General features: G+C 60.5%; 24 protein-coding genes. 18 read left to right on the forward strand and 6 right to left on the reverse strand.

Annotated features, from left to right (window positions below; translation table 11 throughout):
* Positions 1–32: 32 nt before the first annotated feature.
* Positions 33–1,001 carry a polyprenyl synthetase family protein gene (locus tag AEQ63_RS16315; protein WP_016773120.1) on the reverse strand — a complete coding sequence of 323 codons (969 nt, stop codon included), beginning with the start codon at positions 999–1,001 and terminating at the stop codon, positions 33–35.
* A 241-nt stretch (positions 1,002–1,242) separates the two neighbouring features.
* Between AEQ63_RS16315 and rplU the strand changes: the two genes are divergently transcribed.
* The 5 genes from rplU to AEQ63_RS16340 all read left to right on the forward strand — a co-directional run bounded on the left by rplU (position 1,243) and on the right by AEQ63_RS16340 (position 4,998).
* Positions 1,243–1,554 carry a 50S ribosomal protein L21 gene (gene rplU, locus AEQ63_RS16320; RefSeq protein ID WP_007924746.1) on the forward strand — a complete coding sequence of 104 codons (312 nt, stop codon included), beginning with the start codon at positions 1,243–1,245 and terminating at the stop codon, positions 1,552–1,554.
* Positions 1,555–1,589: 35 nt separating this feature from the next.
* A complete protein-coding gene (gene rpmA, locus AEQ63_RS16325; RefSeq protein ID WP_016773121.1) occupies positions 1,590–1,847 on the forward strand; it encodes a 50S ribosomal protein L27 in 258 nt (85 codons plus the stop codon).
* Between the two features lie 193 nt (positions 1,848–2,040).
* Positions 2,041–3,264 carry an Obg family GTPase CgtA gene (gene cgtA / locus AEQ63_RS16330; RefSeq protein WP_016773122.1) on the forward strand — a complete coding sequence of 408 codons (1,224 nt, stop codon included), beginning with the start codon at positions 2,041–2,043 and terminating at the stop codon, positions 3,262–3,264.
* A 137-nt stretch (positions 3,265–3,401) separates the two neighbouring features.
* Positions 3,402–4,520, forward strand: coding sequence for a glutamate 5-kinase (gene proB / locus AEQ63_RS16335; protein WP_042610505.1), 1,119 nt, complete (start codon positions 3,402–3,404; stop codon positions 4,518–4,520).
* Between the two features lie 10 nt (positions 4,521–4,530).
* Positions 4,531–4,998 (forward strand): CreA family protein, encoded by a 468-nt coding sequence (locus AEQ63_RS16340; protein WP_064364106.1) that lies wholly within the window; start codon positions 4,531–4,533, stop codon positions 4,996–4,998.
* Positions 4,999–5,179: 181 nt separating this feature from the next.
* Here AEQ63_RS16340 and rpsT read toward each other — a convergent pair whose 3' ends face one another.
* Positions 5,180–5,452 carry a 30S ribosomal protein S20 gene (rpsT, locus tag AEQ63_RS16345; RefSeq protein ID WP_003228351.1) on the reverse strand — a complete coding sequence of 91 codons (273 nt, stop codon included), beginning with the start codon at positions 5,450–5,452 and terminating at the stop codon, positions 5,180–5,182.
* A gap of 252 nt (positions 5,453–5,704) precedes the next feature.
* Here rpsT and murJ point away from each other — a divergent pair, with 252 nt between their 5' ends.
* From murJ to ispH, 6 genes are all read left to right on the forward strand, one after another.
* Complete coding sequence (gene murJ, locus AEQ63_RS16350; protein WP_016773124.1) at positions 5,705–7,243, forward strand: murein biosynthesis integral membrane protein MurJ; 1,539 nt, start codon at positions 5,705–5,707, stop codon at positions 7,241–7,243.
* A 129-nt stretch (positions 7,244–7,372) separates the two neighbouring features.
* Positions 7,373–8,311 (forward strand): bifunctional riboflavin kinase/FAD synthetase, encoded by a 939-nt coding sequence (gene ribF, locus AEQ63_RS16355; protein WP_016773125.1) that lies wholly within the window; start codon positions 7,373–7,375, stop codon positions 8,309–8,311.
* Between the two features lie 13 nt (positions 8,312–8,324).
* Positions 8,325–11,156 carry an isoleucine--tRNA ligase gene (gene ileS / locus AEQ63_RS16360; protein WP_064364107.1) on the forward strand — a complete coding sequence of 944 codons (2,832 nt, stop codon included), beginning with the start codon at positions 8,325–8,327 and terminating at the stop codon, positions 11,154–11,156.
* The gene (lspA, locus tag AEQ63_RS16365) at positions 11,149–11,661 is read left to right on the forward strand and encodes a signal peptidase II (protein WP_042610501.1); all 513 of its coding nucleotides are present in this window, start codon (positions 11,149–11,151) and stop codon (positions 11,659–11,661) included. Before ileS ends, lspA begins: the two co-directional genes overlap by 8 nt.
* Positions 11,654–12,106, forward strand: a complete 453-nt coding sequence (gene fkpB, locus AEQ63_RS16370) for an FKBP-type peptidyl-prolyl cis-trans isomerase (protein ID WP_064364108.1) — start codon at positions 11,654–11,656, stop codon at positions 12,104–12,106. Before lspA ends, fkpB begins: the two co-directional genes overlap by 8 nt.
* 175 nt (positions 12,107–12,281) lie before the next feature.
* Positions 12,282–13,226, forward strand: coding sequence for a 4-hydroxy-3-methylbut-2-enyl diphosphate reductase (gene ispH, locus AEQ63_RS16375; protein WP_042610500.1), 945 nt, complete (start codon positions 12,282–12,284; stop codon positions 13,224–13,226).
* On the opposite strand, the gene AEQ63_RS16380 is transcribed toward ispH, so the two are convergent.
* Positions 13,183–13,752 (reverse strand): GspH/FimT family pseudopilin, encoded by a 570-nt coding sequence (locus AEQ63_RS16380; RefSeq protein WP_064364109.1) that lies wholly within the window; start codon positions 13,750–13,752, stop codon positions 13,183–13,185. The genes ispH and AEQ63_RS16380 overlap by 44 nt on opposite strands.
* A gap of 130 nt (positions 13,753–13,882) precedes the next feature.
* Between AEQ63_RS16380 and AEQ63_RS16385 the strand changes: the two genes are divergently transcribed.
* Genes AEQ63_RS16385 through thiO form a run of 7 tightly spaced genes read left to right on the forward strand, consistent with a single transcriptional unit; the run spans position 13,883 to position 20,653 of the window.
* Complete coding sequence (locus AEQ63_RS16385) at positions 13,883–14,356, forward strand: GspH/FimT family pseudopilin (protein ID WP_064364110.1); 474 nt, start codon at positions 13,883–13,885, stop codon at positions 14,354–14,356.
* On the forward strand, positions 14,353–14,802 hold the full coding sequence (gene pilV, locus AEQ63_RS16390) for a type IV pilus modification protein PilV (protein ID WP_064364111.1): 450 nt from the start codon (positions 14,353–14,355) through the stop codon (positions 14,800–14,802). The genes AEQ63_RS16385 and pilV overlap by 4 nt, the downstream gene beginning before the upstream one ends.
* Entirely contained in the window at positions 14,799–15,512 is a 714-nt protein-coding gene (locus AEQ63_RS16395; RefSeq protein WP_064364112.1) for a PilW family protein, read from the forward strand. Before pilV ends, AEQ63_RS16395 begins: the two co-directional genes overlap by 4 nt.
* A 10-nt stretch (positions 15,513–15,522) precedes the next feature.
* Positions 15,523–16,002 (forward strand): pilus assembly PilX family protein, encoded by a 480-nt coding sequence (locus tag AEQ63_RS16400; protein ID WP_064364113.1) that lies wholly within the window; start codon positions 15,523–15,525, stop codon positions 16,000–16,002.
* Positions 15,989–19,078: a pilus assembly protein gene (locus AEQ63_RS16405; protein WP_064364114.1), complete on the forward strand. Its 3,090-nt coding sequence runs from the start codon at positions 15,989–15,991 to the stop codon at positions 19,076–19,078. The genes AEQ63_RS16400 and AEQ63_RS16405 overlap by 14 nt, the downstream gene beginning before the upstream one ends.
* 15 nt (positions 19,079–19,093) lie before the next feature.
* Positions 19,094–19,495 carry a type IV pilin protein gene (locus AEQ63_RS16410; RefSeq protein ID WP_064364115.1) on the forward strand — a complete coding sequence of 134 codons (402 nt, stop codon included), beginning with the start codon at positions 19,094–19,096 and terminating at the stop codon, positions 19,493–19,495.
* Between the two features lie 57 nt (positions 19,496–19,552).
* On the forward strand, positions 19,553–20,653 hold the full coding sequence (gene thiO, locus AEQ63_RS16415) for a glycine oxidase ThiO (protein WP_064364116.1): 1,101 nt from the start codon (positions 19,553–19,555) through the stop codon (positions 20,651–20,653).
* A gap of 88 nt (positions 20,654–20,741) precedes the next feature.
* Here thiO and AEQ63_RS16420 read toward each other — a convergent pair whose 3' ends face one another.
* The 3 genes from AEQ63_RS16420 to AEQ63_RS16430 are packed head-to-tail and all read right to left on the reverse strand — an operon-like array spanning position 20,742 to position 23,897.
* A complete protein-coding gene (locus AEQ63_RS16420; RefSeq protein ID WP_064364117.1) occupies positions 20,742–22,088 on the reverse strand; it encodes a sigma-54-dependent transcriptional regulator in 1,347 nt (448 codons plus the stop codon).
* Entirely contained in the window at positions 22,085–23,674 is a 1,590-nt protein-coding gene (locus AEQ63_RS16425) for a sensor histidine kinase (protein ID WP_064364118.1), read from the reverse strand. Before AEQ63_RS16425 ends, AEQ63_RS16420 begins: the two co-directional genes overlap by 4 nt.
* Complete coding sequence (locus tag AEQ63_RS16430) at positions 23,664–23,897, reverse strand: PP0621 family protein (protein ID WP_039761661.1); 234 nt, start codon at positions 23,895–23,897, stop codon at positions 23,664–23,666. The genes AEQ63_RS16425 and AEQ63_RS16430 overlap by 11 nt, the downstream gene beginning before the upstream one ends.
* Positions 23,898–23,988: the final 91 nt, after the last annotated feature.

Consider the following 23,988-nt stretch of genomic DNA (forward strand, 5'->3'; position numbering starts at 1 on the left):
TCGCGAGCAGGCTCGCTCCCACAGGGGATGAATCAGTGCGTGCGGGCGACCGCGAACTCGCTCAGTTCAACCAGTGCATCGCGATATTCGCTGGCCGGCAGCGCTTCCAGGCACTTGATCGCACGGGCCACGTAATCGCGGGCCAGTTGCGCGGTGTATTCCAGCGATCCCGACGCTTCGACGGCGATGCGGATGCTTTCCAGGTCTTCGATCCCGCCTTTCTGGATCGCCTGACGCACGAGTGCTGCCTGTTCGGCCGTGCCTTCGCGCATGGTGTAGATCAACGGCAGGGTCGGCTTGCCTTCGGCCAGATCGTCACCGACGTTCTTGCCCAGGGTTTCCGCGTCGCCTTTGTAGTCAAGCAGGTCATCAACCAGCTGGAATGCCACACCCAGGTGATCGCCGAAGGTGCGCAGGGCTTCGCTCTGCTCGGCGGTGGCGCCGGCCAGGGCGGCGGCGCTGTGGGTCGATGCTTCGAAGAGCATCGCGGTCTTGCCGCGGATGACTTCCATGTAGGTTTCTTCGCTGGTGCTGGCGTCACGCACCTTGGACAGCTGCAACACTTCGCCTTCAGCGATGATGCGCGTGGCTTGCGACAGAATCTTCATGACCGGCATCGAGCCCAGTTCGACCATCATTTCGAACGAGCGCGAATACAGGAAATCGCCGACCAGCACGCTTGGAGCGTTGCCCCACATGGCGTTGGCGGTCGAGCGGCCACGGCGCATGCCGGACATGTCGACGACGTCGTCATGCAGCAAGGTCGCGGTGTGCAGGAATTCGATGGTGGCGGCCAGCAGGCGCATGTCGTCGCCTTCGCGACCCAGGGCCTTGCCACACAGCAACACTAATAAAGGACGCAGGCGTTTGCCGCCGGCCGAAGTGATGTAATCGCCGATTTTCGATACCAGCGGCACTCGAGACGTCAGCTGCTTCTTGATGATGCCGTCGACGGCGCTAAAATCGTCCGCCACCGCGCGGTAGAAAGCTTGGGGTTGCATCAGCGAGAGTCGCTCCAGAAGGGTTGCGCGGCATGCTAGGACCCCCGTCCAGACCTGTCAAGGCGCGATAGACGGCCACTTGCGCGACGCAGATTGCTTGCGTACAATCGCGCACCCTGAACTTCCTGGGCAGCACCTGCCTTACGCAATTGCACTTGGGCCGTTCCAGCCCCATGCAGCCATGCCAGCCAATACCTCTTCTTATAAAGAGCTGGGTGAGCAGGATTATCGGAGAAATACCATGTACGCAGTAATCGTTACCGGCGGTAAGCAATACAAGGTCGCTGAAGGTGAATACCTGAAGATCGAAAAACTGGAAATCGCTACTGGCGAATCCGTGACTTTTGATCGCGTTCTGCTGGTCGCCAATGGCGACGACGTGAACATCGGCGCACCAGTTGTTGCTGGCGCAACCGTCAAGGCTGAAGTGATCTCCCAAGGTCGTCACGATAAAGTCCGCATCATCAAGTTCCGTCGCCGTAAGCACCACATGAAGCGTATGGGCCACCGCCAGTGGTTCACCGAGATCAAAATCACCGGTATTCAGGCTTAATTACAGCCTAATTCCTCACTAGGAGAATTGAACTCATGGCACACAAAAAAGCTGGTGGTAGTACCCGTAACGGTCGCGACTCAGAAGCCAAACGCCTTGGCGTGAAGATGTATGGCGGCCAGGTCATCAAGGCCGGCAACATCATCGTGCGTCAGCGCGGCACCCAATTCCACGCTGGCTACGGCGTTGGCATGGGCAAGGATCACACTCTCTTCGCTAAAATCGAAGGCGTGATCAAGTTCGAAGTAAAGGGCGCCTTCGGTCGTCGTTACGTGAGCGTAATCGCGGCTTAATCGCGAGATCGCTGGAGAAGCCCTGTCTTGCGACGGGGCTTTTTCGTTTGTGGGGTGAGTCTCTTGCAAAGCTGTTTGTATGGGCTGTCGGCGTGCGATGCAGGTCGTGTCTTGGGGTCGCTGCGCTCATTTTTGCAAGAGTCTTATGTCTTGATTGTTTTTCGGCTCGTCCGTACGGCGAGAGGCGTTGGTTATGAAGTTTGTTGATGAAGTATCGATTCGCGTAAAGGCTGGTGACGGTGGCAACGGTGCCATGAGTTTCCGTCGGGAAAAATTCATCGAGAACGGTGGCCCGAACGGTGGTGATGGCGGTGACGGCGGTTCCATCTACATGATGGCTGACGAAAACCTCAACACCCTGGTCGACTACCGTTACACCCGCCACTTCGATGCCGAGCGTGGCTCCAACGGCGGCAGCACCGACTGCACCGGCAAGAAGGGTGAAGATCTGATCCTGCGCGTGCCGGTCGGCACCACCGTGATCGACTCCGCCACTCAGGAAGTGATCGGCGACCTGACCAAGGCCGGCCAGAAACTGATGGTAGTGCAGGGCGGCTGGCACGGTCTGGGCAACACCCGTTTCAAATCCAGTACCAACCGTGCGCCGCGTCAGACCACGCCGGGCAAGCCGGGCGAGCAGCGCGACCTGAAACTGGAAATGAAAGTGCTGGCCGACGTCGGCCTGCTGGGTTTGCCGAATGCCGGTAAAAGTACCTTTATCCGTTCGGTCTCGGCGGCCAAGCCGAAAGTCGCCGACTACCCGTTCACCACGCTGGTGCCAAACCTCGGTGTGGTCAGCGTCGATCGCTGGAAGAGCTTCGTCATTGCCGACATTCCGGGTCTGATCGAAGGCGCTTCCGACGGTGCCGGCCTGGGCATTCGCTTCCTCAAGCACTTGGCGCGTACCCGTCTGCTGCTGCACCTAGTCGACATGGCGCCGCTGGATGATTCCAGTGCTCCGGACGCGGCTGAAGTGATCGTCAACGAGCTGATCAAATTCAGCCCGTCGCTGGCTGAGCGTGATCGCTGGCTGGTGCTGAACAAGTGCGACCAGATCCTTGAAGAAGAGCACGATGCTCGCGTCAAGGAAATCGTCGATCGTCTGGAATGGACCGGTCCGGTGTACGTGATCTCGGCCATCGCCAAGATCGGTACCGAGCGTCTGTGCCACGACATCATGCGTTATATGGAAGACCGTGCCGATCGCCTGGCCGCAGACCCTGCGTACAAGGAAGAGCTGGCCGATCTCGATCAGCGCATCGAAGATGAAGCCCGTGCGCAGTTGCAGGCGCTGGACGACAAGCGTGCCCTGCGCCGCAGTGGCGTGAAGTCGGTCCATGACATCGGCGACGATGACTGGGACGAAGAAGATGTGGATGACGAAGACGGTCCGGAAATCATTTACGTGCGTGACTGATCCGTTGCGATAAACTTGAACGCCGCTCAATCGAGCGGCGTTTTAGTATCCGGAAATCGATCGTTGGTCAGCAATCGCCACGATTAACGTCACGGGCAGTGCCAGGTCGCGCTGCCCTCAAGCTAAGGTTGAAGATGATGCGGAGCAAGGTGACAGGTGCGCAGCGTTGGGTCGTGAAGATCGGCAGCGCTTTGCTGACAGCTGATGGCAAAGGGCTGGATCGCGCGGCAATGAGTGTCTGGGTCGAGCAGATGGTGGCGCTGCATGAAGCGGGCGTCGAGCTGGTGCTGGTGTCCTCCGGGGCGGTGGCGGCCGGCATGAGTCGCTTGGGCTGGACCTCGCGACCCAGTGCCATGCACGAGTTGCAGGCGGCCGCTGCGATCGGTCAGATGGGTCTGGTGCAGGCGTGGGAATCGAGCTTCGCCGAGCATGGCCGGCACACCGCGCAGATTCTCCTGACCCACGACGACCTGTCTGACCGCAAGCGCTACCTCAACGCCCGCAGCACCTTGCGTGCGTTGGTCGAGTTGAAAGTCATTCCGGTGATCAACGAAAACGATACCGTGGTGACCGACGAAATCCGTTTCGGCGACAACGACACGCTGGCGGCGCTGGTGGCCAATCTGGTCGAGGCCGATCTGCTGGTGATCCTCACCGATCGCGACGGCATGTTCGACGCCGATCCGCGCAACAATCCTGATGCGCAGTTGATTTATGAAGCGCGCGCCGATGATCCGACGCTCGATGCGGTCGCCGGCGGTACCGGCGGTGCTCTGGGGCGCGGCGGCATGCAGACCAAGTTGCGCGCGGCGCGCCTGGCGGCGCGTTCCGGGGCGCACACCATCATCGTCGGTGGGCGGCTTGAGCGCGTGCTCGATCGCCTCAAGGCGGGCGAGCGCATCGGTACGCTGCTGTCGCCTGAGCGCGGCATGCTCGCGGCGCGCAAGCAGTGGCTGGCGGGGCATCTGCAAACCCGTGGCACTCTGGTGCTGGATGAAGGGGCAGTGTCGGCGTTGTCCAAGGGCAACAAAAGTCTGCTGCCGGTAGGGGTGAAACTGGTTCAGGGCAGTTTCCGGCGTGGTGAGATGGTGGTCTGCGTGGCGCCGGACGGTCGTGAGATCGCGCGGGGGCTGGCCAATTACAGCGCCCTGGAGGCGCAAAAAATCATCGGTCAGTCGTCGGATGCGATTGTCGGTTTGCTCGGTTACATGGCTGAACCGGAACTGGTTCACCGTGACAACCTGATTCTGGTCTAGGGAAAATTCGATGCGCGTAGCGGAAGGATTGTTGGGCCTGTTGATGGCCATGCCACTGCTGGCCTCGGCCGAAGAGATCGGTCAGGTGTCGACGGTGTTCAAATTTGTCGGGCCGAATGACCGGATCGTGGTCGAGGCGTTCGACGATCCGAAAGTCGAGGGCGTGACCTGCTACCTGTCACGCGCCAAGACCGGCGGGGTAAAGGGTGGTCTCGGTCTGGCAGAGGATCGCGCCGAGGCATCGATCGCTTGTCGTCAGGTCGGGCCGATCAAGTTCAAGGGCGAGCTGAAGGATGGCGACGAGGTATTCAAGGAGCGCACCTCGCTGGTGTTCAAGACCATGCAGGTCGTGCGTTTCCTCGACAAGAAGCGCAACACCCTGGTGTACCTGGTCTACAGCGATCGCCTGATCGAGGGTAGTCCGCAGAATGCGGTCACTGCCATCCCGATTCTGCCGTGGGTGCCTGTGCAGCCATAACACAGCAAAACCAATTGTAGGAGTGAGCCTGCTCGCGATAGCTGTGTATCAGTCAACAATTGCATCGACTGATACGCCGCCATCGCGAGCAGGCTCACTCCTACTTTTTTTGCCTGTAGCTTGTTGAATCCCAGGCAATAAAAAACCGACCCTGAGGTCGGTTTTTTAATGACTACGTCGATTAAGCGGCTTCTTTCAGCGCTTTGACGTGGCCATTCAGACGGCTCTTATGACGAGCAGCCTTGTTCTTGTGGATGATGCCTTTATCGGCCATACGGTCGATAACTGGCACAGCCAGAACGTATGCAGCTTGAGCTTTTTCAGCGTCTTTTGCGTCGATGGCCTTAACTACATTCTTGATGTAGGTACGAACCATGGAACGCAGGCTGGCGTTGTGGCTGCGACGCTTCTCAGCCTGTTTTGCACGTTTTTTGGCGGAAGGTGAGTTGGCCACCGTCGAGCTCCTCGAAAGACTTTTTAGGAAATAGCAAACAAAATAGGCCGCGAATCATGCCGATGAAGACTTGTCTTGTCAAGGGCACTTGAATCGTTCCGCTAAGTGGTAGGTATAAAGAGGCGGGATATTTATTTCCGGCGCTTGACCTGTAAACTCGCGAGCTTTGGCTCTGTGCTGTTGCGGCGCGGAGTATCGCACAAGTGGGCGCATTGTTCGCCTGCTGTTTATCGACAGGCACAAACTCTCTCAATGAATCTGCTCAAATCGTTGGCCGCCGTCAGCTCTATCACGATGCTTTCCCGGATTCTGGGTTTTGTTCGTGACACGCTGATCGCGCGGACATTCGGCGCCGGGATGGCCACGGACGCCTTCTTTATTGCTTTCAAACTGCCCAATCTGCTGCGGCGGATCTTTGCCGAAGGCGCTTTCTCCCAGGCTTTCGTGCCGATTCTGGCCGAATATAAAAGTCAGCAGGGCGAAGAGGCGACGCGCACCTTTATTGCCTATGTGTCGGGCCTGTTGACGCTGGTGCTGGCGGTAGTGACGGCGCTGGGCATGATCGCCGCGCCCTGGGTGATCTGGGCCACGGCGCCGGGGTTTACCGATACCCCGGAAAAATTCCAGCTCACCTCCGATCTGTTGCGGGTGACCTTTCCTTATATATTGCTGATCTCGCTGTCGTCGCTGGCCGGCGCGATCCTCAACACCTGGAACCGCTTCTCGGTGCCGGCGTTCGTGCCGACTCTGCTCAACGTCAGCATGATCGTGTTTTCGCTGTTCCTCACGCCGTACTTCGATCCGCCGGTCATGGCCCTCGGCTGGGCGGTGTTGGTCGGCGGTCTGGCGCAATTGCTGTATCAGCTGCCGCACCTGAAAAAGATCGGCATGCTGGTGCTGCCGCGCCTGAACCTGCGCGACAGCGGCGTGTGGCGGGTGATGAAGCAGATGCTGCCGGCGATTCTCGGTGTGTCGGTCAGTCAGATCTCGCTGATCATCAACACCATCTTCGCCTCGTTTCTGGTCGCAGGTTCAGTGTCGTGGATGTACTACGCCGACCGTTTGATGGAGTTGCCCTCGGGCGTGTTGGGTGTGGCGCTCGGTACGATTCTGCTGCCAACGCTGGCCAAGACCTACGCCAGCAAGGATCGCCACGAGTATTCACGCATCCTCGACTGGGGGCTGCGCCTGTGCTTTGTGCTGGTGCTGCCGTGCGCGCTGGCGCTGGGAATTCTCGCCGAACCGCTGACCGTTTCGCTGTTCCAGTACGGTCAGTTCAGTGGCTTCGATGCCGAGATGACCCAGCGTGCGCTGATCGCCTATTCGGTCGGCCTGCTCGGGATTATCGTGATCAAGGTGCTGGCGCCGGGCTTTTATGCGCAACAGAACATCCGTACCCCGGTGAAAATCGCAATCTTCACGCTGGTCTGCACTCAGTTGTTCAACCTGGCGCTGATCGGGCCGCTGGCCCACGCCGGTCTGGCGCTGGCAATCAGTGCCGGTGCTTGCCTCAACGCCGGGTTGCTGTTCTATCAACTGCGCAAGCAGAAGATGTATCAACCGCAGCCGGGCTGGGGCAAGTTCGGTTTCAAACTGGTTGTTGCGGTGACGGTGATGTCCGCGGTGTTGCTGGCCGGCATGCATTTCATGCCCGCCTGGGATGAGGGGCACATGCTCGAGCGCTTCTTGCGCCTGGGCGCGCTGGTGGTGGCCGGGGTGGTGGCGTATTTCGGTATGTTGCTGCTGCTGGGTTTCCGCCTGCGCGACTTCAATCGCAAGGCCTTGAGCTAAGGTTTCAGCCTTTATCGACAGGCACGGGTCGACGGTTTTGTCGGCTCGTTCACTTTGCGTTACGGTGTTGCCTGTCGTCGGCCGTCGGGTGTGGTTATAATCGACCACTTTATGAGCAAGAAGCGCGTTATGCAGCTGGTTCGAGGCCTCCACAACTTGCGCCCCCAGCATCGGGGCTGCGTCGCCACTATTGGCAACTTTGACGGTGTTCACCGTGGTCACCAGGCTATCCTGGCCCGGCTGCGTGAGCGTGCGCTCGAGTTGGGCGTACCCAGCTGCGTGGTGATTTTCGAGCCGCAGCCACGGGAGTTCTTTGCTCCCGACACCGCACCGGCGCGTCTGGCGCGGTTGCGTGACAAGCTGCAGTTGCTGGCTGCCGAAGGCGTCGACCGGGTGTTGTGCCTGGCTTTCAACCAGCGGTTGAGCAAGCTTAGCGCCAGTGAATTCGTCGATACCATTCTGGTCGATGGCCTCGGCGTGCAGCATCTGGAGGTCGGTGACGATTTCCGCTTCGGCTGCGACCGCCTCGGCGATTTCGATTTCCTCATGCAGGCCGGGCAGGTACACGGATTCACCGTCGAAGCCGCGCAAACCGTCGAGCTGGATGGCATTCGCGTCAGCAGCACGCAAGTGCGCAATGCTTTGGCCGCCGCCGATTTTGCCTTGGCCGAACGCTTGCTCGGTCGTCCGTACCGCATCGCCGGTCGCGTGCTGCATGGCCAGAAACTGGCCCGGCAATTGGGAACACCCACTGCCAACATTCAACTCAAGCGTCGTCGCGTGCCGTTCACCGGGGTGTATCTGGTGAATGTCGACATCGACGGCAAGACCTGGCCCGGCGTCGCCAATATCGGCGTGCGCCCCACGGTGCAAGGGGATGGCAAAGCCCACCTCGAGGTCCATCTGTTAGATTTTGCCGGCGATCTGTATGACCGGCGTTTGACGGTGGTTTTCCACCAAAAGCTGCGTGAAGAGCAGCGCTTCGCCTCTCTGGAGGCATTGAAAACGGCGATCAATGCGGATGTCGCCACCGCCCGTGCACTAGCCGCACCTAGCGCCCATCGCTAATGAAGAGCCTTAAATGACCGACTATAAAGCCACGCTAAACCTTCCGGACACCGCCTTCCCAATGAAGGCCGGCCTGCCACAGCGCGAACCGCAGATCCTGCAGCGCTGGGACAGTATTGGCCTGTACGGAAAGTTGCGCGAGATTGGCAAGGATCGTCCGAAGTTCGTCCTGCACGACGGCCCTCCGTACGCCAACGGCACGATCCACATCGGTCACGCACTGAACAAGATTCTCAAAGACATGATCATCCGCTCGAAAACCCTGTCGGGTTTCGACGCGCCATACGTCCCGGGCTGGGACTGCCATGGCCTGCCGATCGAGCACAAGGTTGAAGTGACCCACGGCAAGAACCTCGGCGCGGATAAAACCCGCGAGCTGTGCCGTGCCTACGCCACCGAACAGATCGAAGGGCAGAAGTCCGAGTTCATCCGCCTCGGCGTGCTGGGCGACTTCGCCAACCCGTACAAGACCATGGATTTCAAGAACGAGGCCGGTGAAATCCGCGCCCTCGCCGAGATCGTCAAGGGTGGTTTCGTGTTCAAGGGCCTGAAGCCCGTGAACTGGTGCTTCGACTGCGGTTCGGCCCTGGCTGAAGCGGAAGTCGAGTATGAGAACAAGAAGTCCTCGACCATCGACGTGGCCTTCCCGATCGCCGACGAAGCCAAACTGGCTGCCGCGTTCGGTCTGGCCTCGCTGGGCAAACCTGCTGCGATCGTGATCTGGACCACCACCCCGTGGACCATCCCGGCCAACCAGGCGTTGAACGTGCACCCGGAATTCAACTACGCGCTGGTCGATATCGGCGACAAGCTGCTGGTGCTGGCTGAAGAGCTGGTCGAAGCCTGCCTGGCGCGCTATGGCGTGGAAGGTTCGGTGATCGCCACCACCACCGGTAAAGAGCTGGAGCTGATCAACTTCCGTCACCCGTTCTACGATCGTCTGTCGCCGGTGTACCTGGCTGACTACGTCGAACTGGGCGCAGGCACCGGCGTGGTTCACTCCGCCCCGGCCTATGGCGTGGACGACTTCGTGACCTGCAAGAAATACGGCATGGTCAACGATGACATCCTCAACCCTGTGCAGAGCAACGGCGTGTACGTGCCGTCGCTGGAATTCTTCGGCGGCCAGTTCATCTGGAAGGCCAACCCGGCCATCGTCGAAAAACTGACCGAAGTCGGTGCGCTGATGCACACCACCGTTATCGAACACAGCTACATGCACTGCTGGCGCCACAAGACCCCGCTGATCTACCGCGCCACCGCGCAGTGGTTCATCGGCATGGACAAGCAGCCAACCAGCGGCGACACCCTGCGCGTGCGCTCGCTCAAAGCCATTGAAGACACCAGGTTCGTCCCGGCCTGGGGCCAGGCGCGCCTGCACTCGATGATCGCCAACCGTCCGGACTGGTGCATCTCGCGTCAGCGCAACTGGGGCGTGCCGATCCCGTTCTTCCTCAACAAGGAAAGCGGCGAGCTGCACCCGCGTACCGTCGAGCTGATGGAAGAAGTCGCCAAACGCGTTGAAGTCGAAGGCATCGAAGCCTGGTTCAAACTCGACGCCGCCGAACTGCTCGGCGATGAAGCGCCGCAGTACGACAAGATCAGCGACACCCTCGACGTCTGGTTCGACTCGGGCACCACGCACTGGCACGTCCTGCGCGGTTCGCACCCGATGGGTCACGAGAGCGGCCCGCGTGCCGACCTGTACCTGGAAGGTTCCGACCAGCACCGTGGCTGGTTCCACTCGTCCTTGCTGACCGGTTGCGCCATCGACAACCACGCGCCGTATCGCGAGCTGCTGACGCACGGCTTCACCGTCGACGAGTCCGGTCGCAAGATGTCCAAATCGCTGGGCAACGTGATCGCGCCGCAGAAGGTCAACGACACCCTGGGCGCCGACATCATGCGTCTGTGGGTCGCTTCGACCGACTACTCCGGCGAAATGGCGGTGTCCGAGCAGATCCTGCAGCGCAGCGCCGACGCCTATCGTCGTATCCGTAACACCGCGCGCTTCCTGCTTTCCAACCTGACCGGTTTCAACCCGGCCACCGACCTGCTGCCGGCCGAAGACATGCTGGCGCTGGATCGCTGGGCGGTGGATCGCACGCTGCTGCTGCAACGCGAGTTGCAAGAGCACTACGGCGAATACCGTTTCTGGAACGTCTACTCGAAGATCCACAACTTCTGCGTGCAGGAGCTGGGTGGTTTCTACCTCGACATCATCAAGGACCGCCAGTACACCACCGGCGCCGACAGCAAGGCACGGCGCTCGTGCCAGACCGCGCTGTTCCACATCTCCGAAGCGCTGGTGCGCTGGATCGCGCCGATCCTCGCCTTCACTGCCGATGAGCTGTGGCAATACCTGCCAGGCGAGCGTAACGAATCCGTCATGCTCAACACCTGGTACGAAGGTCTGACCGAGCTGCCGGAAGGCTTCGAGCTGGGTCGCGCCTACTGGGATCGCATCATGGAAGTGAAAGTCGCGGTCAACAAAGAGATGGAAATCCAGCGTGCGGCGAAAGCCGTCGGTGGCAACCTGCAGGCCGAAGTCACGCTGTTTGCCGAAGAAGCGCTGAGCGCCGATCTGGCCAAGCTGAGCAACGAGCTGCGCTTTGTCCTGATCACCTCGACTGCCAGCGTTGCGCCATTCGTGCAGGCTCCGGCCGATGCCGTGGTCACCGAAGTCAGTGGTCTGAAACTGAAGATCGTCAAATCGGCCTTCCCGAAATGCGCACGTTGCTGGCACTGCCGCGAAGACGTCGGCGTGAACCCGGAGCATCCGGAAATCTGCGGTCGTTGCGTCGACAACATCAGCGGCGCTGGCGAGGTTCGTCACTATGCCTGATGCCGTTGGCCGTTTCGGACGGCTGAGCTGGCTGTGGTTGAGCCTGCTGGTCCTGGTCATTGACCAGGCCAGCAAGTTCTACTTCGAAAGCAAGCTCGAAATGTTCCAGCAGATCGTGATCATTCCCGATCTGTTCAGCTGGACCCTGGCCTACAACACTGGCGCCGCCTTCAGCTTCCTCGCGGACAGCTCCGGCTGGCAGCGCTGGCTGTTTGCCCTGATCGCCATTGTCGTCAGTGCCGTGCTGGTGGTCTGGCTCAAGCGCCTGGGCCGCAACGACACCTGGCTGGCCGTCGCCCTGGCGCTGGTGCTGGGTGGCGCGCTGGGCAACCTGTATGACCGCATTGCCCTGGGCCATGTGATCGACTTCATTCTGGTGCACTGGCAGAACCGCTGGTATTTCCCGGCGTTCAACATTGCCGACAGCGCGATCACCGTCGGCGCGATCATGCTGGCGCTGGACATGTTCAAATCGAAGAAAACCGAAGAGGCCGCTCATGACTGAACCGCTATCGACTGAGCAACGCATCGGCCAGAACACCGAAGTCACGCTGCACTTTGCCCTGCGCCTGGAAAACGGTGATACCGTCGACAGTACGTTCGACAAGGCCCCGGCCACCTTCAAGGTCGGCGACGGCAACCTGCTCCCGGGTTTCGAAGCCGCACTGTTCGGCTTCAAGGCCGGCGACAAGCGCACCCTGACCGTCGAGCCGGAAAACGCCTTCGGTCAGCCGAACCCGCAGAACGTGCAGACCATCCCGCGTTCGCAGTTCACCGACATGGAGTTGTCACCGGGCCTGCTGGTGATCTTCAACGATGCGGCCAATACTGAATTGCCAGGTGTGGTGAAGGAATTCGACGACACGCAAGTGACCGTCGACTTCAACCACCCTCTGGCCGGCAAGACGCTGACCTTTGACGTGGAAATCATTTCCGTCAAAGCGCTATAACTGACTGTATAAGGTCAAATGTGGGAGCGAGCCTGCTCGCGAATGCTGAATGACATTCAACGTTGGTGTTGTCTGACACACCGCTTTCGCGAGCAGGTCGAATCGTCACACCGTCGCTCCCACACTGTTTTCCACAGAATTCGTTATTTCTTGCGCGCAAGACACGAGGCACAGCATGCAAATCAAACTCGCCAACCCCCGTGGCTTCTGCGCCGGTGTGGACCGGGCGATCGAAATCGTCAACCGCGCCCTGGAAGTCTTCGGGCCGCCGATCTACGTGCGTCACGAAGTGGTGCACAACAAGTTCGTCGTTGAAGACCTGCGCAGCCGTGGCGCGATTTTCGTCGAAGAGCTCGATCAGGTGCCCGATGACGTCATCGTCATCTTCAGCGCCCACGGTGTTTCGCAAGCCGTGCGCAACGAAGCCGCCGGTCGTGGTTTGAAGGTTTTCGATGCAACCTGCCCGCTGGTGACCAAGGTGCACATCGAAGTCGCCAAATACAGCCGAGACGGTCGCGAGTGCATCCTGATCGGCCACGCCGGTCACCCGGAAGTCGAAGGCACCATGGGTCAGTACGATGCCAGCAATGGCGGTGCGATCTATCTTGTCGAAGACGAGAAGGACGTGGCCGAGTTGCAAGTGCGCAACCCGGAAAAACTCGCCTTCGTCACCCAGACGACGTTGTCGATGGACGACACCAGCCGCGTCATCGATGCCCTGCGCACGCGCTTCCCGGCGATCGGCGGTCCGCGCAAGGACGACATTTGCTACGCCACGCAAAACCGTCAAGACGCCGTCAAGCAACTGGCCGACGAGTGCGACGTGGTACTGGTGGTCGGCAGCCCGAACAGCTCCAACTCCAACCGTCTGCGTGAACTGGCTGAACGCATGGCGACCCCGGCCTACCTGATCGACGGTGCCGAAGACCTGCAACAGAGCTGGTTCGACGGCGTCGAGCGCATCGGCATCACCGCCGGCGCCTCGGCACCGGAAGTACTGGTGCGTGGCGTCATTCAGCAATTGCAGGCCTGGGGCGCGACCGGTGCCGATGAGCTGGCCGGCCGTGAAGAGAACATCACGTTTTCGATGCCGAAAGAGCTGCGCGTCCGCTCGATCTGACGTTCCTGCTGCTGTCGCACAGCGCCTGTTCGGTCTCCTGACTGCTCAGGCGCACGCGACCGGTCGCCGCCAGCACGATCTGCCGCTGGCTGACCGGTGCGCGCGGCGAGCAGATGTGTATTGTCCCCGCCTGAAATCGCCGTCCCGGCATCAGCGGTTGCCCCAGATGACTGAACCGCACATAGCGGCTCACCCACCAGTTGCCGACAATCGGCACCTTCGCCTCACTGGCACGTTCAACCAGCAGCGGATTGCTGCTGTCCTGCGAACCCTTGCCGCTCAGATCCAGAATGATTCGCCAGCCACGGCTCCAGTCGCCGTCGATGCCATGGATCACCACGTTGTGATTGTGTGTCATAGCCAGTGTGCGGGCGTGGCGAATACCTTCGATCAGCGATTGCGCTGCATGATCGCGTTGAGTTGCTTCCTTGAGCGCAGCGAACGCCGGGCTGACCAGCAGCAGAACAATTGCGCCAATCGCCAGTCCCATAAGCAGTTCAATCAGGCTGAAACCGTGTTGCGGCATGAAAAATCCCTCCGTGGAATGGTGTGAGCAGCGCAATCCGTGCGCCGCGCAGGCCAAATCAGTCGGCATGTGCCGAGCGAATGTTCTAGCGTGTAGAAGCAGGTATAGCCGACGGCAACGGAGGGCATCGATGGATCTTCGTACAAAAGGTTTCACGCTGGTCGAGTTGCTGGTCGCCATCGCGGTGTTCCTGGTACTGATCACGCTGGCGGTGCCGGCCTTTACCCGTACGATTCAGAGCAGCAAGGCGGATACCGAAGTCGGCGACCTGCAGCGCGCAATCAATTTTGCTCGCCTCGAAGCGATCAATCGCGGCGTGACCACGCGTTTGCGTCCGACCGCTGGCGGCAGTGTCTGGACCGGTGAGCTGGCGGTCTACGACAGTACCGGCAATCCGGCCAATGTGTTGCGGGTTGTTCCAGCGATGAGCAGCGGGGCGACTCTGACGCTACCCTCAGGAGTGACCGCACTGGATTTCAACAATCTTGGCGGTCTGGCGGCACCGTCGACGGCGGTGGTCATCGGTTACACGCTGGGCACGCAAAGCAGGACGCTGAACGTGTGTTTGAACGGACGCATTCAACTGGGTGGAAATTGCGGATGAGGGCAGGGAGCAAAATCGCACAGGAGGGCATGACGCTGATCGAAGTGCTGGTCGCGTTGCTGATTCTCACTGTCGGCCTGTTGGGCGCGGCGGCAGTGCAACTCAATGCGCTGAAGTACACCGACAGTTCGCGGATGACCAGTCAGGCGAGCTTTATCGCCTACGACATGATGGACCGCATTCGCGCCAATTCCGGCGCCGACTACACCACTACACCGCCGACCTCGGGCAACCTCAGCGTGGCGCGGGATCAGGATCTCTACGACTTCACCACCAATATCGCCAACTTTGGCGGTCCGACCGCGACGGGCAGCATCACCCTCAACCAGCGTGTCTATACCATCACCATTACCTGGAGCGATGCGCGCGCCGCCAACGCTGCCAGTGCCCAGCGCAGTTTCGTGCTGACCAGTCGGGCGGCGGTCGATCCGGTGGCCACGCCATGAAGTATGCCAGCCGTGGTTTCGGTTTGATCGAGTTGCTGATCGCATTGGCTTTGGGGCTGATTGTCGTGCTGGGTGTGGTGCAGATCTTCAATGCCGCGAAAAACACCTACGTCAGTCAGAACAGCGCCGCGGCGATGCAGGAGGACGCGCGTTTCGTCCTCAGCAAAATGATTCAGGAAATCCGCATGGGCGGCATGTTCGGCTGTCCCGGCCCCATCACTGATGCGAGCAGCGCGGGCGTCTGCACCGCCGCGCAACTCCCCCCGATCAACTGGGATAACGCCAATCTCAAGCTGACCAGGGTCACCGCCGATGTCGGCAGCGGCGGGGGAACGCCGACCTGGACAGTGATTTCAGACTGTCGCAACAGCGCGGTCGCCTACAGCGGATTGCGCAGCCCGACCACGGGGCAAATCGCTTTCCCGATCCGCCGCCTGATCTACAGCTTCAGCAATAACCAGATCCTCATGGGCACCGGCAGCGGCAATCCCGCGCAGCAAGTGCTGGTGAACAACGTCAGCGCCTTCAACGTCACCTTCGGCCTGGCCAGCTCCGCGACCGACGTGGCGGCCTCCACTTACAGCAGCAATCCCGGGGATCCCGCGCGCATCCGCAGTGTGCGTCTGAGCCTGACCCTCACCGACCCGAACAATCGGGTGCGCGATCAAACCTTCAACGTGGTTGCGGCATTGCGCAATCGCTTGCAGTGAGGGGGCGGTGATGAGGATTTCCTTGCAACAACGTCAGGCACAGCGCGGCATGGTCTTGCTGGTCAGTCTGGTGTTTCTGCTGTTACTCACGTTGATTGGCTTGTCGTCGATGCAGAGCGCCAACCTGCAAGAAAAAATGGCCGGCAGCGTGAGCTTGCGCAATCAATCGTTCCAGTCTGCGGAAGCGGCGTTGCGTGTTGGCGAAAGCGCGGTGCAGCTGGACAGTTACTCGTTGGCCGTGTGCAGCGGCACGACCCAATGCCTGCCGCCGGCGGAGTCGTCAGTGGTCAGTTCGGCCGGCTTCAATTCGACCTCGGGGGTGACCTGGATCGCCGCCGGTAATGGCTTTTATGGCGTGCAGAACATCGGCACGACCCTGACGGCAGTGAACGTGCCAAGTAACACCTCGGCGACGTTGTATCGAGTCACCGCAGTCGGCATCGCCGGCAATTCGCGTAGCGTGGTGGAGAGTATCTATGCGAAGTATTGAGCGCTGCGGCTCGCTGCTGATCGGCATGCTCCTGAGTTTCTATCTGGCGGCGCCGGCGTGGGCATTCACGCCTTCCGATTCGCCGCTGCTGAGCGCGGCTGCGGTGGCGCCGAACGTGATGCTGCTGATCGACGACTCCGGCAGTATGAACAGCATTATCTACGCCGCCGGATTCGACCCGAACGTCAACCGCACACCCGCCCGGCAGTGCAATGCTTTTCTCGGATTGTGCTCTGCACTCAATGCTCCACCGATCACCGGCGACACGGTGTTTCTATCGAGCCTGCCGACTTCCGGTTGCTCGGGAGGCGCCTATGCGTTCTACAACAACAGCGTGGCGCCCTTGTGCCTCAAGCTCCCCGACCCCGTAGGCAACGAGAACACTCGGTATTCCGCCGATTACATTTCCTACATAGTCAGCCTGGCTAACAGCAACGGCACCCGCGACTTCACCACGGGGGCGATCCCCAACGATTACCGGATGAACGTCGCGCGCAACGTTTCCACCGCATTGGTCAGCAGCAACCGCACCCTGCGCATGGGCCTGTCGACGTTCAACCCGGCCACCAGCAGCAACCCGGGCAATGGTGGCTTCATCGCGCGCTCGATCACCGATCTGTCGCCGGTTACCGGCAGTGTGACCCAGGCCCAGGCGGACGCTAACTACAATGCGCTGATTTCATCGATCAACGGCTTGAATGCCGTGGCCAATACACCGTTGGCCGAGAGCTATTACGAGGTGACGCGCTACATGCGTGGCTTGGCGCCTTACTACAACGGCACGCCGGCGACCTATACCAGCCCGATTCAATATCGCTGCCAGAAAAACTACGGCGTGGTAATCACCGATGGCTTGCCGACCTACGACCGGACGTTCCCCACCAATGATCCACTGGGGGGCAGCCGTTTACCGAACTGGGATGGCGTGAATAACGATGGCGACAACCTCAACGGTGACGGCGAAGGCGACACCCTGTATCTGGATGACATTGCCAAATTCGCCTTCGACATCGACATGCGCTCGACCGGTACCGACGCCGCCGGCAAGAGCTGGAACGCGGTGGATTTTCCCCGGCAGAACATGAACACCTACACCGTGGGTTTCGCTGCGGATAACGACATGTTGTCCGACGCCGCCAGTTATGGGCAGGGCAGGTACTACCAGGCGACCGACAGCTCCGGGCTCAATGCGGCGTTATCGTCGGCATTGAGCGATATCACTTCCAAGGCCGGCTCCGGTGGCGCCGGCGTCGCCAGCAGCAGCACCTTGAGCAGTGGCAGCAGTTTTTACCAGACCACTTACGATCCCAAGGATTGGCGCGGCACGATCAGGTCGTTCGGGTTTACCTCGACCGGCACGGTAAATACCTCGGCGGCGCAATGGTCGACCGACACCACGATCGTGCCCTCTGCCACGGCGCCGACTTTCCAGTCATGGAACACCGCGAGCAATGCGCCAATTGCTCTGGCATTCGGCAGCTTTTCCCCAGCCCAGCAGACCACGCTGAATCAGGGCCTGCCCACCGGTATCAGCGGCAATGATCTGGTCGAGTGGAGCAAGGGGACCAACAAGGCCGGGCTCAAGGTGCGTAGTGCGCTGCTCGGCGACATCATCAATTCGCCGCTGGTGCTCGCGTCGCCTTCGGACAAGACCGCGTCCGATTTGACGGGTGACAGCAGCTACACCAACTACCTGACGACCAAGGCTGCGAACATGAACACCAGTCTGGTGGTCAACGCCAACGACGGTTTCGTCAATGTGATCAATTCGGCGAACGGCACCCGTCGTTATGCCTATATGCCCTCCAGCGTGCTGCCGTCCCTGCGACTGATCGCGGACACCAACTACGTCAACGGCGTCAGCCACAAATTTCTGGTGGATGGTCAGGTCGGCGTGTTCGATGCGCAGGCCGGTACCACCTGGAAAACCCTGGCCATTGGCGGAACGGGGGCCGGCGGCAAAACCTTCTATGGGCTGCAACTGTTCGATGCCTCGGCAGGGAACGTGATCAGGGCACTGTGGGAAGTCAGTGCGCCGGCCACGGCCAACACGGCGAATGCGTTCAATGATCTGGGTTACGCCTATGCCAGGCCGGAAGTGGCACGCTTGGCCAATGGTCGCTGGGCGACTTTCATCGCCAATGGCTACGGCAGCAATTCGGGGGTTGCAGCGTTGTATGTACTGGATGCGCTGGATGGTTCGCTGATCAGGAAAATCGTCGTCGACAGCACGGAAACCAGCAACGGTCTGTCATCTGTGGAACTCAGGGTGAACTCTTCGAACGTGGTACAGGCGGCCTACGCTGGCGACCTGAAAGGACGCATGTGGAAATTCGACTTGAGTGCAACGGCGCCGGAGAGCTGGGGCATGGCGTTTGCCGGCAAGCCTTTGTTCACCGCGCCGGGCGGGGCAACGCAGCCGATCACCGCGCAACCGCTGCTGGCGGATAACGCTCAGGGCGGCAAGCAGGTGTTCTTTGGCACCGGCAAGTTCAACGAAACCGCCGACAAGACCAACAAGGATCTGCAGGCGTTCTATTCAATCTGGGATGCAGAAGGTGGGGCCGGACAAATCACCGTCAGCAGTTTGCAGGCGCAGGCGATTACCGGTTCGTTCTCCGGCAGTTCCGGGCAGTTCCTGACCACCAGCCAGAATGAAACGACGTATCCGGGAGAGAAAGGCTGGTATTTGCCGCTGGTGTACAACAACGTGCTGACCGGCGAGCGCGTGATCAACCAGGCCAGCATTGTGCTGGGGCGAGTCGTTTTTACCACCGCCAGCGTCGATACCACCGATCCGTGTTCGAGCTTTGGTACGGGCAGACTGGTCGAACTCGATGCGTTCAACGGTAAGATGCTCAACTACGCCGTGATCGACACCACGGGTGACCGTTTGGTCGACAGCAATGACACGATATCCAGTGGCGTGGTATTCACCGGTGGCATTCCGACCCTTAACGTCATTTCCCGAGATGCCAAGACCAAGCTCGTGAGCGACACCAGTGGCGTCATCACCACCGTTGTGGAAAAGGGTGGCGGCGGCAGCCGTCGTATCATGTGGCGACAAATCCAGTAAGCGAGAATTTGAGGCATGCGCAGATCCAGCCGAGGTTTTACCCTGATCGAAATCATGATCGTCATCGCGATTATCGGGATCATCCTCACCATCAGCATTCCCAGCTACAACGAATACGTGAAGAAGGGCCGTCGCGCCGAAGTGGTCTCGCTGCTCTCGGAGCAGGCGCAGACCCTCGAACGCTTCTACACCCGCAACAATGTCTACACCGGCGTCACCGGGCTGAGCACGGGCAATGATTTCTACACCATCACCCCAACGCTGACCGACCAGACCTTTGCGCTGACCGCGATTCGTAAAACCGGATCGGCCATGGCCACCGACAAATGCGGTGATTTCACCCTGACCAATACCGGCGTGCGAAGCATGAACAACGCGACCACCGGAGTGACCACCAAGGATTGCTGGGGCCGCTGACGCACTCTCTTTCGGGCGCCTTTTGCGCCCACTGTCTTTTTTACGGTTGGATCAAACATGACCAGGCAACAGCAAGTGGTGATTGTCGGTGGCGGGGTAATTGGCCTGCTCACTGCCTACAATCTCGCCTCCGAAGTGCGCAGCGTGGTGCTGCTGGACCGCTCGAATGTCGGCCAGGAGTCGTCCTGGGCCGGCGGCGGCATTGTTTCGCCGCTGTATCCGTGGCGCTACAGCCCGGCGGTTACTGCGCTGGCGCATTGGTCGCAGGATTTTTATCCACAGCTCGGCGAGCGCTTGTTTGCCGGCACCGGGGTCGATCCTGAAGTGCACACCACCGGCCTGTATTGGCTGGATCTGGACGATGAGGCCGGAGCGCTGGCCTGGGCCGAGCGGGAGAACCGGCCGCTGCAGGCTGTGGATATCTCGGCGGTGCATGACGCGGTGCCGGTCCTCGGCAGCGGTTTCAGCCGGGCGATCTACATGGCCGATGTCGCCAACGTGCGCAACCCACGGCTGGTCAAGTCGCTGAAAGCGGCATTGCTGGCGCTGCCGAACGTGACGATTCATGAGCAGTGCGAAGTCAGTGGTTTCGTCCGCGAAGGCGAGCGCGTGGTTGGTGTGCAAACCTCCACTGGGGTGATCAGCGGCGACGAGATGGTGCTGACGGCGGGGGCGTGGAGCGGTGATCTGCTCAAGACGCTGAACCTGACGCTGCCGGTAGAACCCGTCAAAGGCCAAATGATTCTCTACAAGTGCGCGGCTGATTTCCTGCCTAGCATGGTGCTGGCCAAGGGGCGTTATGCGATCCCGCGTCGCGACGGCCACATTCTGATTGGCAGCACGCTGGAGCACGAAGGCTACGACAAGACCCCGACCGATGTGGCGTTGGAAAGCCTCAAGGCCTCGGCGATCGAGTTGTTGCCGGCGCTGGCGGATGCCGAAGTGGTCGGGCATTGGGCCGGGCTGCGGCCGGGTTCGCCGGAAGGCGTGCCGTACATTGGCCGGGTGCCGGGGTTCGAGGGTTTGTGGCTGAACTGCGGGCATTACCGCAATGGGCTGGTGCTGGCGCCGGCCTCGTGTCAGTTGTTTGCCGATGTGATGCTGGGGCGGGCGCCGATCATTGACCCGGCGCCGTATGCGCCTGAGGGCCGCATCTGAAGCAAGATCAAAAGATCGCAGCCTTCGGCAGCTCCTACAGGGAACGCATTCCAATGTGGGAGCTGCCGAAGGCTGCGATCTTTGCGATCTAGTCCAGACCCAACTTCTTCAGCCGATAACGCATCGACCGAAACGACAGACTCAACCGCTGCGCCGCCGCCGTGCGGTTCCAGCGGGTTTCCTCCAGCGCCTGCAGAATGAGTTTGCGCTCGACGCTCTCCAGATAATCCTCGAGATTGTCGATCTGCGTCAGATCAGCCGTCGCCCCATCCGCGGCGCAATTTCCTTCGCTCAAACGCAGATCCTGCGCTTCGATCGTGCGCTGTTCACACAAGGTGTGCGCGCGTTCGAGGACATTCTCCAGTTCGCGCACGTTGCCGGGAAAGCGATAGTTCTTCAGCGCCTCCAGCGCTTGCGGATGCAGGCGCGCTTCGGGTTGTCCAGTGTCCTTGGCCAGACGCTTGAGCACATGCATGGCGAGCGCCTCGATGTCGTCGCGACGTTCTCGCAGGGAGGGCACGCGCAGTTCAATGACGTTGAGCCGGTAATACAGATCCTGACGGAAGCGCTCGGCCGCGACTTCGGCTTCAAGGTCTTTGTGTGTGGCGCACAGGATGCGCACGTCGACCACCGTTTCCTGCTGGCCGCCGATGCTGCGCACGGCTTTTTCCTGAATCGCCCGCAGCAGTTTCACCTGCATCGGCAGTGGCAGATCGGCAACTTCATCGAGAAACAGAGTGCCGCCATGGGCCGCCTGGAACAGCCCCGGCTTGTCTTCGACGGCACCGGTGAAACTGCCTTTGCGGTGGCCGAAGAATTCGCTTTCCATCAGCTCCGACGGAATCGCCCCGCAGTTCACCGGCACAAAGGGCTGACTGGCGCGCGGGCCTTGTTCGTGAATCAGGCGCGCGACCAGTTCTTTGCCGCTGCCGGATTCACCGCTGATGTACACCGGCGCCTGGCTGCGCGCGAGCTTGTCGATCTGCTTGCGCAGATTGGCCATCGGCGGCGAGTCGCCCAGCAAGCGTCGCTCGATTGCCGTACTCAGGCCACCGGCTGTCGGCATGCGCAGCGCCGAGCTGACCAGCTCGCGCAGTCGCGGCAGCTCCACTGGTTTGGTGAGGAAATCGAACGCGCCGGCCTTCAGCGCATTGATAGCCGTTTCCAGGCTTCCGTACGCGGTGATCATCGCCACCGGCAGATGCGGAGCGCGCTGCTGGATGTGTTGTACCAGCTCCAGCCCGGTGCCGTCGGGCAGGCGCATGTCGGTCAGGCACAGGTCAAAGTGCTCGCGCTGTAACAGCGCCTGAGCCTCGCCCAGGTTGCGCGCGCTGAAGGTCTCGAGTTTCATCCGTCCCAGGGTGATTTCCAGGAGCTCGCGGATATCCGGTTCGTCGTCGACGATAAGAATTTTTTGCCGTGGGCTTGTATTCAACTTTGTTTCCGTCCGTGAGCAAAGGTGATGCGAAAGCAGCCGCCGCCTTGGCGTGATTTGAAGTCTAGGCGTGCCTGGTTGCTTTCGCACAGCTCACGGGACAGATAAAGGCCAAGACCGGTGCCCTGGCTGCTGGTGGTGAAGAACGGTTCGAACAGATGCGCCTGCTCGTCGGCCGACACGCCGGGGCCGTTGTCCTGCACTTCGAGTACTGCCAACTGGCTGTCGGGGTCGACGAACAGCGCCAGCCAGACTTCGGCCTGCTCGTGCAACTGGGCACTGTGCCGCCAGGCGTTGCGTATCAGATTGTCGAGAATCTGCCGCAGCTGGTTGGGGTCCATCAGCGTGGTGAAGTCGCCCGAATTGATCCGTAGATGAATGTGCTGGCGCTCGGTGGCCTGCTCGCGGGTTTCGCCGACGAAGTCTTCCAGCCATGGCTTGAGGTCCAGCCGTTGCGGTGCGCTTTGCTGACGGCGGGACAGTTGCAGGACGTTTTCGATGACTCGGTTCATGCGCTGGGAGTGATCTTGAATAATCTGCGTCAGACGCCGATCCGCGCTATCGAGTTCCTCGGACTCGGCCAACAGCTGCGCGGCATGACTGATTGCGCCCAACGGATTGCGAATTTCGTGGGAGATGCCCGCGGTCAAACGCCCGAGCGCAGCGAGTTTGAGTTGCTGCGCCTGTTGGGTGATTTGCGCCAGATCTTCGAGAAACACCAGGGTCTGCTGGTTCGGGCTCTGCTCAAGGGCGATGAAGCTTGGTTGCAGCTCGAGGCCGTTGCCGGGGATTTTCAGGCTCTGCGGGCGCAAGGTCGGGTTGTTGCGCCACAGGCGCAGGCGATCGACCAGCGCGGGCGAATACTCATCGATCAAATGACCTTGCAGGTGGCTATGGCCGAGCAGGCTTTGCGCGCTGTGATTGGCCAGTTGCACCCGGCGTTGCTCATCGAGCACCAGAATGCCAGTGCGCATGCGTTGCAGGATCAACGCGTTGAGCGCTTCCAGGCCAACCACTTCACTGGCGCGCTGTTCGGCGAGGGTTTCACTGACTTCGAGGCGGCGGATCAGCCCTTGCACCAGCAACGAGGCGGCAAAGCACAGCGCGCCGAGGGTGCCGGCTTGCAGGTAGGCGTTGGCGCTGAGGGGATGGCTGAAGCTCAGCACAAAGCTCAGGCCGACAATGCCGATTGCCGCAATGGCGGCAATCAGCAGGCCGATGCGCCGGCGCAGCAGGGTATTGCTGATCGCCACCGAGACGACCAGCAGATTGCCCAGCGCACTGGCGACGCCGCCAGCGGCGTAGAACAGGCCGCACAACAGCAGCACATCGACCAACGCTAAAGTGAACAGTTGCGCCGGGCGCCGGGTGTTTTCGAGGAACACCACCAGCAGCATATTGATGATCAGATACAGCCAGCTGCCACCGCGCAGCAGATCGTCGTTGGCCGACGTCAGCAGGCGGTTGTCCATGTTGCTGGAGATCAGCAGCACCAGGGTGATGCCGACACTCAAGCGGTACAGGTGATAAAGGCGCAGCAGACGCTGAGCCTGTTTCTGGTCGGCGTTGGCGGCCTCAGCGACCACTGGCGCCCGGGCCTTGCTCAAGATGAGCCTGGCTGCAATACCATTGTTGCTGGTTACCCAGGGCGCGGTCGCGCGGCAGGTGCACGCCGCAATGGGCGCAACGCACCATCGGCGGGGCGTCCTGTTCGCGTGGCGATCGGGTGGACGAGGCGGGGGCCTTGAATTTGCGCCAGAGCCAGATGGCGGCGAAGATCAGGGCAATCCAGAACAATAAACGAAGCATGATGAGCGGCTTTTCGACTGATGATCCGGCAGTTTAGCCAAGGACCCGAGCAGCGCACAGCCTATTAAAGCGCGGCAATAAAAAAGGGAGA

The organism is Pseudomonas sp. RIT-PI-o (assembly GCF_001297215.1).
Taxonomy (GTDB): domain Bacteria; phylum Pseudomonadota; class Gammaproteobacteria; order Pseudomonadales; family Pseudomonadaceae; genus Aquipseudomonas; species Aquipseudomonas moraviensis_A.

Excerpts from the sequence above, each read along its gene's own strand:
- AEQ63_RS16340 (WP_064364106.1), top strand. The coding sequence starts at position 4,531 with ATGCGCGTAGCGGAAGGATTGTTGGGCCTGTTGATGGCCATGCCACTG.
- lspA (WP_042610501.1), top strand. The coding sequence starts at position 11,149 with ATGCCTGATGCCGTTGGCCGTTTCGGACGGCTGAGCTGGCTGTGGTTG.
- AEQ63_RS16405 (WP_064364114.1), top strand. The coding sequence starts at position 15,989 with ATGCGAAGTATTGAGCGCTGCGGCTCGCTGCTGATCGGCATGCTCCTG.
- ispH (WP_042610500.1), top strand. The coding sequence starts at position 12,282 with ATGCAAATCAAACTCGCCAACCCCCGTGGCTTCTGCGCCGGTGTGGAC.
- cgtA (WP_016773122.1), top strand. The coding sequence starts at position 2,041 with ATGAAGTTTGTTGATGAAGTATCGATTCGCGTAAAGGCTGGTGACGGT.
- rpmA (WP_016773121.1), top strand. The coding sequence starts at position 1,590 with ATGGCACACAAAAAAGCTGGTGGTAGTACCCGTAACGGTCGCGACTCA.
- murJ (WP_016773124.1), top strand. The coding sequence starts at position 5,705 with ATGAATCTGCTCAAATCGTTGGCCGCCGTCAGCTCTATCACGATGCTT.
- thiO (WP_064364116.1), top strand. The coding sequence starts at position 19,553 with ATGACCAGGCAACAGCAAGTGGTGATTGTCGGTGGCGGGGTAATTGGC.
- AEQ63_RS16400 (WP_064364113.1), top strand. The coding sequence starts at position 15,523 with ATGAGGATTTCCTTGCAACAACGTCAGGCACAGCGCGGCATGGTCTTG.
- proB (WP_042610505.1), top strand. The coding sequence starts at position 3,402 with ATGCGGAGCAAGGTGACAGGTGCGCAGCGTTGGGTCGTGAAGATCGGC.
- AEQ63_RS16380 (WP_064364109.1), bottom strand. The coding sequence starts at position 13,752 with ATGCCGCAACACGGTTTCAGCCTGATTGAACTGCTTATGGGACTGGCG.
- pilV (WP_064364111.1), top strand. The coding sequence starts at position 14,353 with ATGAGGGCAGGGAGCAAAATCGCACAGGAGGGCATGACGCTGATCGAA.
- ileS (WP_064364107.1), top strand. The coding sequence starts at position 8,325 with ATGACCGACTATAAAGCCACGCTAAACCTTCCGGACACCGCCTTCCCA.
- AEQ63_RS16315 (WP_016773120.1), bottom strand. The coding sequence starts at position 1,001 with ATGCAACCCCAAGCTTTCTACCGCGCGGTGGCGGACGATTTTAGCGCC.
- AEQ63_RS16410 (WP_064364115.1), top strand. The coding sequence starts at position 19,094 with ATGCGCAGATCCAGCCGAGGTTTTACCCTGATCGAAATCATGATCGTC.
- AEQ63_RS16395 (WP_064364112.1), top strand. The coding sequence starts at position 14,799 with ATGAAGTATGCCAGCCGTGGTTTCGGTTTGATCGAGTTGCTGATCGCA.
- ribF (WP_016773125.1), top strand. The coding sequence starts at position 7,373 with ATGCAGCTGGTTCGAGGCCTCCACAACTTGCGCCCCCAGCATCGGGGC.
- fkpB (WP_064364108.1), top strand. The coding sequence starts at position 11,654 with ATGACTGAACCGCTATCGACTGAGCAACGCATCGGCCAGAACACCGAA.
- AEQ63_RS16385 (WP_064364110.1), top strand. The coding sequence starts at position 13,883 with ATGGATCTTCGTACAAAAGGTTTCACGCTGGTCGAGTTGCTGGTCGCC.
- AEQ63_RS16430 (WP_039761661.1), bottom strand. The coding sequence starts at position 23,897 with ATGCTTCGTTTATTGTTCTGGATTGCCCTGATCTTCGCCGCCATCTGG.
- rplU (WP_007924746.1), top strand. The coding sequence starts at position 1,243 with ATGTACGCAGTAATCGTTACCGGCGGTAAGCAATACAAGGTCGCTGAA.